The organism is Nostoc sp. DedSLP03, assembly GCF_034530815.1.
Classification (GTDB): Bacteria; Cyanobacteriota; Cyanobacteriia; order Cyanobacteriales; family Nostocaceae; genus Nostoc.
In genome coordinates this window covers 1-10,220 of the sequence record NZ_JAVRCK010000157.1, presented here as the reverse complement: position 1 = coordinate 10,220, position 10,220 = coordinate 1, and the positions used below count along the sequence as shown (strand labels likewise).

The following is a 10,220-nucleotide window of genomic DNA, read 5'->3' as shown; positions in this document are numbered from 1 at the left end:
TTATCTTAATGGGTTGCTTGCAATTTGAGTCTTTCTGCCAAAAGTGGATGCTCCCACAAAGCTTCTCCTAACGCCTCCAATTGTTCAATAGATAATCCTTGAACTCGCTCAAGAGTAGATGAATCAATCTCACCAAAACGGCGATTTAGTAGACGTATAATTAAACGTTGTTCTCCTTGCTTATTCCCTTCTTGTATAGCTTGTTCCCGATATTGTTGATAAAGTGGTTTTAATCGCATAATTAACTCCCGATCGTCTTCTTCTGAATTTTGATTAACTTGCAAGTTTTGCCGCAAGTTATAAAGTAATTCTAGCGTTGCTCTGCGAAATGGATGATTTGATGATAGTGCTTCTAATTCATCTATTGCTTGTTTTTGGACTGTTCCTCGACCGATAATTCTTAACCACAAAGTTTCTTGGATGCACGGTAACTGGTGAATTGCAACGATCGCAGTCCGCAAATACTCTGCGATAAAATGTACTCCAGGTAGCCAGTTTACCTTTTGAGTAGCACCAAATCTTGACAGCAGCGTTGTAGATGCTGTTGGGGTAAGTATCCATAATTTAGGAAGTTCTAATTCTGGAATGGAAGTTTTATTGCGATTTGCTTGACGTTGTAAGCCACCCCTTACTTCTAATAATTTTAACAGACAATCACAAATTTCTTCTTTTGATGCAGCGTTACAGAAGGGTTAAAAAATGGCTGCTGTAGCGGCAAACCTTCCTAACAATCCTAGTGTTTCTAAATTCGTGCTTTGTTCTGTTAAAGGAGAAAATAAAACATCGATTTCTCGAACTTCTCCCGCCACACGGCTAGAACCTTGCACTTCTCCATAAGGTTTTAGTAATTCTTCCAAATAATCTTTTGTAAATTGGTCATGGATAAATCTAGTCATTCAACTAAAAAAAATTTAGGCAATAGTGAAGTATAGTACTTATATTACCGTCAACTTAGAAGTAAAAATATCTCTAATATGTATAATTTGTAATTTATCTGAAACCTCTTTGCATAAGCATTTGAGGTTCGACATTCTCAACATTAGCGATCGCTTCTAACTGAGAAATTCCAGCGATCGCATCAACAATCCTACCTGATTTGGCACGCAACCAAGCGGTATGAGGCGCGTAAGAAAAGTTTTGTGCAACTTCATAACCTGCTCGATTAATTACCTCGTGCTGCGATTCCACATCAACGCCTTCTGCAAAGCGGATAAAAACCAGTCCACTTGGTACTGCTAAGGAAGCATTAGTTTCTAGTGTATAAACTGGACTTAATATACCCTGTTCTGATTGATTGGGTTCGCCTGAAAAAACTGCGATCGCACCGTCGTTAAGTCGTAAAATTGCCCCTATTGCCACAGTGCTGGGTTGATTGTAATGTACTGCATAGTACCCAGGTTTACGAGTGTAGGATATAGCAGTGCGTAGGTTTACATTGCCACTAACGCGAATTTGTTCAGGATACTCAGAAAAATAGTCTTTTTGAAATCTCACTTCAGGAATCAGGGGTAAAGAATACGCCTGTAAAAAATACTCAGCCGGAAAATAAAACATCTTTCTCAAATTCTAATGATGTTATAGCGTTTTCAGTGGTACGAAATACATTTATAACGCTTCTCACATTGAGTGCGATACAGACCTAACCCCCAGGGAGTAAAATTCAAAGCCTCTCTCCTTTTAGGAGAGAGGTCAAAATGTATTGCATCCAAACGAGAACCGCTATATCTCATCGTGATGCACAGTTATACGCTCCTACAGATAGTGAAGATTCTTAAAGCAACCTGATTTTGAATCCCCTCTTTTCTGGAAAGATTAATCGAAGTTTGTATGAACTTAGATAGATTAAATTCTGTATCGTAATACACACATAACACATGAAATCAGAAGCATCCATCAAGTAAATGTCAGCCTACGATGGGTATAGCAAGCTTAAAAAGTAAGGCATAATACGGTTTCCCAATACCGAATTCCCAATTTTCAAAATATTTAGGAGATTAAACAATGGTTCAGGTTCGCTATGGTGGACAGAATGGCCAACAGTATGAATTTGCTATCAGTAACGAACACGTTGTAGTGCGTACCGAAAGCCGCAGCACGATTGTCGGTGCAAGATCCTTTGAAGTCGCACCTGTATCACCTACAGCTCGTAGCATCCTCAATCAATTTGAGTTAAAAACCCGGTTTCGGCAAGCCGGTGTAGAAATTTTGCAAGCGAAAATTCCGAATCAGGGTGTCGCTTTGCGCGATCGCGCCCGTGAAATTCTCAACAATGAGTCTGAAGTCCAATTTGCTGGACGCGTCTTAATCGATCCAGTATGCCAACAACCTGTAGTTTATACTGAAAACCTTTTTGTTAAATTTGATAGCGAAGAAGAGTTAAGGGTCTGCCAAGAGGTTTTAAGACGTTACAACTTAACAATTAAACGCCAACTTGAATATGCACGAAATGCTTACTTTGTCAGTGCCCCTGCAAATACTGGTATAGCCGTCTTTGACATCGCCGAGAGACTTCTAAATGAGGAATCAGTGGAACTATGCCATCCCGAACTAGCGCGTGAGTCACGCCAACGTCAGGTTTTCCCGCAGCAATGGCATTTAAAGCAAACAACAATTAATGGTAAGACAATTAACGCCCATGCCAACGTTGAAGCCGCTTGGAAGTTGAGCAATGGCACCGGCACAACTATTGCAATTATCGACGACGGTGTGGATCTCGATCATGAAGAGTTCCGTTCTTCTGGCAAGATTGTTGCCCCGCGTGATGTCACGCGTAAAACGAACAATCCCAGACCAGGAAATGATAATAACCACGGTACATCCTGTGCAGGAGTAGCTTGTGCAAACGGTAACTTCGGAGCATCTGGTGTAGCACCGGGGGCAAAACTCATGCCAATTCGTTTAGCTTCAGCGCTGGGATCGCAGGATGAAGCAGATGCTTTTGTTTGGGCGGCTCAAAATGGTGCTGAAGTTATTTCTTGTAGCTGGGGCCCCGCAGACGGTACTTGGTTTGAGCCAGACGATCCCGCACACAAGCAAAAAGTACCTTTGCCTGATTCCACGCGACTTGCTATAGATTTTGCAATCAATAAAGGACGCAACGGCAAGGGCTGTGTAATTTTATTCGCGGCTGGTAACGGTAACGAAAGCGTTGATAATGACGGCTACGCCAGCTACCAAAAGATAATTGCAGTGGCAGCTTGTAACGACTACGGCACGAGAAGCGCTTACAGTGACTTCGGTCAAGCGGTTTGGTGTGCCTTCCCCAGCAACAATGGTGATATTTCTCAAACCACTGGAATTTGGACAACCGATCGCTCTGGTGTACTTGGCTATAATTCCGGTAATCGAAATCTGGGTGAGGCTTTAGGCAACTACACAAACGAATTTGGCGGAACTTCTAGTTCCTGTCCAGGTGCAGCAGGTGTAGCAGCCTTAATTCTTGCCAGAAACCCAAATCTGCGTTGGGATGAAGTGCGAGACATTATAAAACGCTCCTGCGATCGCATCGATCAAGCTGGAGGTAAATATGATGCCAATGGCCGCAGCCCCTTTTACGGTTACGGTCGAATCAATGCTCTCAAAGCTGTAGAATTAGCCAAGCCACCGCAAACATCACCCATCAGCAGATTCCAAGCAGTGCAAGATGTGCCAATTAACGATCTGCAAACATCAACATTATCGGTGGCGATCGCTAATACTACCCTGCTAAAATCCATCAAAGTTAATGTAGATATCGAGCATACATATATTGGGGATCTTATAGTTACTCTTCTTCCCCCAGTGCAAACAGGCATACTTCCCATAAATCTGCACGACCGCCAGGGTGGAGCTACAGATAATATTAAAACAACTTATGACGAGGTAAACACCCCAAAACTTGCTGCCTTTAAAGGTAAAAGTCCCCAAGGAACCTGGACTCTCGAAGTTGCAGATAAAGCTGAAGGAGATACAGGAAAAATTCGCAGTTTGACCATTGAAATGGGATTTTAACCCGAATGGCATGAAAAGGTAAAACCTCCTCAGGGCAGGGTGTTGGGTGTAGTGTTTAAGACAATAGAATTTTAGGACGAGAATTTTAGGACGTCAAACTGAAGGGTGTAGGGTATTAGATAATTATATCATGTCTGCCTAATCACTTATGATTACCGTATCTGTGCAAAAATCTCAAAAGTCTTTTTCCCCTATCCCCTGCCCTCTAAATGATAAGTCTTCAACCGGACATGATATTAGTAGGGCTTGTACCCTTATTGCTTTTGGGGTAGGGTGTATAAAAATACAATTTTTTCTTCCTCCAACACCCAACACCCCTTCATCCAAAAATACTAGGCGATTATTCAATTGTGAGTCAGTGCAGCAAATTATTGAAATGCCGATGGTGCTGGACTCAAATTTATAATTCGAGATTAAAAAACCTAAAATTTAGCTACGGCACGAAAAAACGAGCTTTTGGTCAAAAAAATTGCTTCTTGGACTGATTTAACATTAACTGATAATCTCTTAATATCAATTTTTCCTGTATCATTTTCAGTCATTTTCAACAGGTAAATCGGCTCTACATTATTCTTTATACCTATTGCTAGTAAAGTGTATCCTTGAGATGAATCTAACTCAACAGCTTGTAATTCTTTTTTAATACCTTCATAACCAATTATTTCAATTAGCAATTCTCGCACTTCCAAGTCATCTTCTTCTAATAACCATTTTGCTTCCCATTCTGTTGTAGGTAACTTACTGTATTTTTCTGGTAATCTTACACCATGATAAACGTAGACACTAAAACCATCAGCATACTCAATAGCTGGTTCAGCTTCTGCATGTAACCGCTGTTGATTATCTAATAATAATTTTGTAGGGCGATCGCAAATAACGCAAAAATCACTATCTTCAATAATCCAACCACATTCTTGAACTAATGATTGAAATATTTTCCAGTCTTCTTTAAAATCACTAAGACCTGAGACAGAAAAGCCAAAATCAAACATGGCTGCCCATAAATGATTTTCGGGTTGAAAAGAATCATTAATTTGAGATTCCAGATAACGATATTCTTCAGGAAATTGACTATTTTCTGAAACTCTATTTTCTATTTTATTTAACAAATGCTTATATAGTTGACTGTTAAATGGTTCTCCTCCACCTTGAGCGCAATAGATTATGTCTCCGAATTGCTCGTAAACTTTACTATCTATTTGTTCAAATAGAGGATTTTTTAACTTCTCAACTATGTGGTAAAATAGCAAGTTATTCAAAGAAGAAGTATCTTGATTATTTTCCCAGTTCTTTATCTTTTGAAAGGATAAATGGTTAGAGAGCCAATTGCACGCAGCGTCAGGACTATCACAAAAAGTAATTTGAGGAATGGGTAAACCAACCATTGCATAAGCATCTTTTACAGCTGACTCTGCTTTTTTTCTATCAATTCGCTGAGTAGAAAGTCTAATATTTTCCCATTTGCTTTTATAAACTGAGATTAAAGCTTCTTGTTCTGGAGTTAGTTTTTCAATTTTTTTATTGGACATGTTTGTGTTAAAACATAACAATATTAACTAAGTTGCCGCATTAAGAGCTTAAAGCATTATTATTTCCATTAATTATAAAACGGAATAAGCTACGTTTAGCGTCTGTTGGGTAGCTTCTGGTAGAGAAGAGAAGCTTAACGAAGTTATCATCGCAGATTACGCAAAGTGTAAAAATAATAATTTGTACTTAATTGGGATGGCCACTTTATCTTTTAAAAGCGGCCATCTTATCCTTTAAGTGTCAATTTCTGGTGAGGTTACGGTTCACAATTTAGATTAAATTATGGGTAAAAGCACAGTCTCGCCCGTCCGTTGCGGCAAGATAGCCACACCACAAGAAATAGATTTATATACTGTTTTAGCTGTATCACGTTAGTACAAAACTATTTCTCTTTGCGTCACCCCGTCCCAGTATAAATTAACTTTGAGTCACAGCCTCTTTCGCCAAGAATTTCTCTAATTCTGTCAGTGCATCAGCATCAACCTTAGTTTGCATCGGGCAGAACTTCGGCCCACACATCGAACAAAACTCAGCAGTTTTATAGATATCTGCTGGTAAAGTTTCATCGTGATATTCCTTAGCTCTTTCGGGATCGAGTGATAATTCAAACTGACGGTTCCAATCGAAGTTGTAACGCGCCTTGGAAAGTTCATCATCTCTATCCCTTGCACCAGGGCGATGTCTAGCAATATCAGCCGCATGAGCTGCTATTTTATAGGCAATCAACCCATTTCTGACATCTTCGGCATCTGGTAAACCCAAATGTTCTTTAGGTGTTACATAGCACAACATTGCAGTACCGTACCATCCAGCCATCGCCGCTCCAATGGCTGAAGTGATATGGTCATAACCGGGAGCAATGTCTGTCACCAATGGCCCCAACACATAGAAAGGTGCTTCCGAACACTCTTCCATTTGCTTGCGGACGTTGAACTCAATTTGATCCATTGGCACGTGTCCAGGCCCTTCCACCATCACCTGTATATCATGTTCCCAGGCTTTGCGAGTTAGCTGTCCCAGAGTTTTCAATTCAGCTAATTGTGCTTCATCTGAGGCATCATGAGTGCAACCAGGACGCAGGGAATCTCCTAAACTGAAGGAGACATCGTACTTTTTGAAAATCTCAATAATATCTTGGAAGTGGGTATAAAGCGGGTTTTGTTTGTGATGATGCAACATCCACCGTGCCAAAATACCGCCGCCGCGAGAGACAATACCAGTGAGCCGGTTTCTCACCAAAGGCAAATGCTCAAGCAAAATCCCTGCGTGGATAGTTTGATAGTCTACTCCTTGCTGGGCGTGCTTTTCGATGATATGAAGAAAATCATCAGCAGTCAGATTCTCAATTGTGCCGTGGACACTTTCTAAAGCTTGGTAAACCGGTACTGTACCAATGGGAACAGGTGAAGCCTTGATGATTGCAGTACGAATTTCATCCAAATTACCGCCGCCTGTGGACAAATCCATCACGGTATCAGCGCCGTACTTCACCGCCAGATTCAGCTTATCCACTTCTTCCTGAAGATTAGAAGAGTTGGGAGAAGCGCCGATGTTAGCATTTACCTTACATTTAGAGGCAATGCCAATAGCCATCGGCTCTAGGTTAGTGTGATTAATATTCGCGGGGATAATCATTCGTCCCCGCGCTACTTCCTCACGAATGAGATCCGCTGGGAGATTTTCCCGTTGGGCGACGTAGTGCATTTCTTCGGTGATAACACCTTGGCGGGCGTAGTGCATTTGAGATACATTAACCTGCCCACGTCGTTTAGCAACCCATTCAGTCCGCATATTGTAATTCCTCAATAAACAGCTTCCCTCCGCTGGTATTACCCAGACTCAGGTGTTAAGGGTGTGATCTCAGCCTGGTTATGTAGGCACCCCTAGCATGGATGTAGTGTAGCACCTTGGTTATATCTCGGAGCAAAGCTGTTAACAATTTATGAGGTAACACAATTTTGGATTTTCGGGTTTAGGCGCGAATTTCATTTGCACAAGGACGACCCTGTTCAATATCGGTAATATTAGCAAAAGTTGTTTCGGCAATATTGTAGAGAGCTTCTGCTGTAAAAAAGGCTTGATGTCCGGTAATCAGTACATTGGGGAATGTTGTTAGACGCTGGAAAATATCATCTTGAATAATTTGCCCAGACAAATCCTCAAAGAACAATTCCGATTCTTGTTCGTAGACATCTACAGCTAGATAGCCAATTTTACCAGATTTTAATCCCTCAATCACTGCTTGGGTATCAATCAGCGCTCCTCGGCTAGTATTAATTAGCATCACACCTGGCTTAATCTGTTTTATAGCCTCAGTGTTAATTAAGTGATGGGTTTCAACAGTCAAGGGGCAGTGCAGGGAGATAATATCGGAGTTGGCAAATAGCTCAGATAGTTCTACATACTTTCCACCCAGCGCCTCCAATTCGGGATTGCGATAAACGTCATAGGCGAGTATGTGACAGCCAAACCCCCTCATAATCTGTCCTAAAATCAGACCGATTTTGCCGGTGCCAACAATTCCCACTGTACGCTGATGCAAATTAAATCCCAACAGTCCATTTAAAGAAAAATTGCCTTCTCGGACACGGTTATAGGCATGATGAATTTTGCGATTTAGACTTAAAATCAATCCTACAGCGTGTTCTGCTACCCCATAAGGTGAATAGGCGGGAACACGCACAACGGTAGTTCCTAAGTCTGCTGCGGCTTGTCAGTCTACATTGTTAAACCCCGCACAGCGAAGGACAACCAGACGAGTTCCCCCTGAAGCGAGAAGTTCTAAAGTTGGGGCATCAACCCGATCGTGGACAAATACGCAAACTGCTGGAAATCCGGCAGCCAGGATAGCCGTATCCCGATTTAAACGGGGTTCAAAAAACACTAACTCGTGTTGGATGGGAGAATTTGCAGCTGACAAGAACTGGCGATCGTAGGCTTTTGTACTGAAAACTGCTACTTTCATGCAAAACCTCAGACTTTATGTATGCTGCACGGTGTTCGAGTACATAATACGTTGACCTTTAGAAAAGCGATGTCTACAACGAGCGTAAATGCGGCATTTTAAACATTTTTTAATCGTTTACTCTGGCAGGATAAGTTAAATAAGCGATGTCTACGACGGGCTACGCCTACGCACTTCGGTTGAATGCAACTGCTTCAAATTACTACAAATAGGCAACGCCGCATTTTGCTTATATTTCCATCACATTTATTTCTCATAATTTTGCGATCGGCTAATAGTCAATTTTCGCAGAAACAAAATGACAGCAACATCTGAAAAAATCATCCAGCTACGTGAATGGTAGAATATACCGACATTGAAAGTGTAATTTATTTGAGGACATCAGTTAACTTGTGCTGTAGTTGTGTGAGTTTTTTACAATTTCCCAGCTTGGAGTTGATCCCATTCTGTATTAAGATGCACATAACAAGACTGCCCTCTACTCCGCCCAAATAACGGTTTGACTACAGGGATGAAATACAATAGGTTTCAAGGAAAGTAAAGTACACAACGATTCGTCTCAAAGCTTAATATGAAGCGTGTTTTACTCCTGGATTCTGCTGTATATCCAGCTTCGCGAAGAAAAAGTATAAGTCAGGAATATGTTTATGAGTAGCTTAATCTTATTATTAATTGGTTTAGGAACATTATTCTTGGTTTTCAATACTAGAGATGAAATTAATCGCATTACTGCTATGATTAGCGGGACAATTCTTTTGATTTGGGGTTTGGCTCTAGCTCCCTTATCATTTCAATTATTAATTGAGATTGTTTCAGTTTTAGCAGCTTTCTCTGTTTGTATGCGTTGTTTAGGTTGTGGTTTTAACCGCGATTGATTTTTCACTTGATAACTTATAAGTTTAAAGTAAGATTTATAAATTCTGCTTCTATTGTTAAAAGAGAATTCAGAAGTCAAATGCCCCATGCCCAATCATTACCGATATATTATTTTTTACAAACCTTATGGCGTTCTCAGCCAGTTTACAAAAGATACTCCCACACATAGCACCCTAAAAGATTATATTGATGTGTCTGATGTGTATCCTGTGGGACGCTTAGATTGGGATAGTGAAGGATTGCTGCTGTTAACAAACGATGGACAATTGCAACATCGCCTTGCTCATCCGCGTTTTGGTCATAAACGTACTTACTGGGTACAGGTAGAGCGAATTCCAGATGCAGATGCTATCAAAAGGTTACAAACAGGTGTGGAAATTCAAGATTACCGCACTCAACCAGCAGAAGTGAAGCTCTTATCAGAAGAACCACAGCTACCCGAACGCACTCCACCAATTAGATTTCGTAAAAATGTACCGACAGCTTGGCTGGAAATGACTTTGACAGAGGGAAAAAACCGCCAAGTTCGGCGCATGACTGCGGCTGTTGGGTTTCCGACTTTGCGACTGGTCAGGGTCAGCATTGCTCACCTACACTTAGATGACCTACAATTGGGTCAATGGCGCGACCTCACCGCTTCTGAAATCGGTAATTTTAACGTGAATTCGACAAGTCTTATTTAACCTCTCCCCCAACCCCTCTTCGACACGGAGAGGGGAGCAAAAAGCTGAATTTTTCGTTGCTCCTCCCTTTCCGTTTCGGAGAGGGAGGCTGGGAGGGAGAGGTTCATCGAACTCACGTAATTTTAACGTGAGTTCGACAAATTAAAAAACAGCAGGAGGTAGTGCAGGTAAGTCTT

At 41.2% G+C, this 10,220-nt stretch carries 6 protein-coding genes, 2 pseudogenes and 1 riboswitch; of the genes and pseudogenes, 3 read left to right on the top strand and 5 right to left on the bottom strand.

The features are described from left to right. Positions 1-5: 5 nt before the first annotated feature. Together RM368_RS36895 and RM368_RS36890 are read right to left on the bottom strand one after the other, a co-directional pair. A pseudogene (locus RM368_RS36895) lies at positions 6-896 on the bottom strand (DUF4351 domain-containing protein). A 94-nt stretch (positions 897-990) separates the two neighbouring features. Further along, positions 991-1,554, bottom strand: a complete 564-nt coding sequence (locus tag RM368_RS36890) for a hypothetical protein (RefSeq protein WP_322698648.1) — start codon at positions 1,552-1,554, stop codon at positions 991-993. A 447-nt stretch (positions 1,555-2,001) separates the two neighbouring features. On the opposite strand from RM368_RS36890, the gene RM368_RS36885 reads away from it, so the two are divergent. Beyond that, positions 2,002-3,990: a S8 family serine peptidase gene (locus tag RM368_RS36885; RefSeq protein ID WP_322698647.1), complete on the top strand. Its 1,989-nt coding sequence runs from the start codon at positions 2,002-2,004 to the stop codon at positions 3,988-3,990. Positions 3,991-4,412: 422 nt separating this feature from the next. Here the strand turns inward: RM368_RS36885 and RM368_RS36880 are convergent, their stop codons facing one another. The 3 genes and pseudogenes from RM368_RS36880 to RM368_RS36870 form a co-directional block, all read right to left on the bottom strand. After that, positions 4,413-5,519, bottom strand: a complete 1,107-nt coding sequence (locus tag RM368_RS36880) for a DUF6745 domain-containing protein (RefSeq protein ID WP_322698646.1) — start codon at positions 5,517-5,519, stop codon at positions 4,413-4,415. A 418-nt stretch (positions 5,520-5,937) separates the two neighbouring features. Beyond that, the gene (thiC, locus tag RM368_RS36875; RefSeq protein ID WP_322698645.1) at positions 5,938-7,311 is read right to left on the bottom strand and encodes a phosphomethylpyrimidine synthase; all 1,374 of its coding nucleotides are present in this window, start codon (positions 7,309-7,311) and stop codon (positions 5,938-5,940) included. A gap of 7 nt (positions 7,312-7,318) precedes the next feature. Next, a riboswitch (TPP riboswitch) is annotated at positions 7,319-7,415 on the bottom strand. A gap of 77 nt (positions 7,416-7,492) precedes the next feature. Then, positions 7,493-8,485: pseudogene (locus RM368_RS36870) on the bottom strand (2-hydroxyacid dehydrogenase). A gap of 647 nt (positions 8,486-9,132) precedes the next feature. Here RM368_RS36870 and RM368_RS36865 point away from each other — a divergent pair. Both RM368_RS36865 and RM368_RS36860 read left to right on the top strand, forming a co-directional pair. Then, on the top strand, positions 9,133-9,360 hold the full coding sequence (locus tag RM368_RS36865) for a hypothetical protein (protein ID WP_322698644.1): 228 nt from the start codon (positions 9,133-9,135) through the stop codon (positions 9,358-9,360). Positions 9,361-9,447: 87 nt separating this feature from the next. Continuing rightward, the gene (locus RM368_RS36860) at positions 9,448-10,044 is read left to right on the top strand and encodes an rRNA large subunit pseudouridine synthase E (protein ID WP_322698643.1); all 597 of its coding nucleotides are present in this window, start codon (positions 9,448-9,450) and stop codon (positions 10,042-10,044) included. The last annotated feature ends 176 nt before the right edge of the window (positions 10,045-10,220 follow it).

Bases quoted from the DNA above. Each gene is read 5' to 3' on its own strand.
- RM368_RS36860 (WP_322698643.1), top strand. From the start codon at position 9,448: ATGCCCAATCATTACCGATATATTATTTTTTACAAACCTTATGGCGTT.
- RM368_RS36865 (WP_322698644.1), top strand. From the start codon at position 9,133: ATGAGTAGCTTAATCTTATTATTAATTGGTTTAGGAACATTATTCTTG.
- RM368_RS36885 (WP_322698647.1), top strand. From the start codon at position 2,002: ATGGTTCAGGTTCGCTATGGTGGACAGAATGGCCAACAGTATGAATTT.
- RM368_RS36880 (WP_322698646.1), bottom strand. From the start codon at position 5,519: ATGTCCAATAAAAAAATTGAAAAACTAACTCCAGAACAAGAAGCTTTA.
- thiC (WP_322698645.1), bottom strand. From the start codon at position 7,311: ATGCGGACTGAATGGGTTGCTAAACGACGTGGGCAGGTTAATGTATCT.
- RM368_RS36890 (WP_322698648.1), bottom strand. From the start codon at position 1,554: ATGTTTTATTTTCCGGCTGAGTATTTTTTACAGGCGTATTCTTTACCC.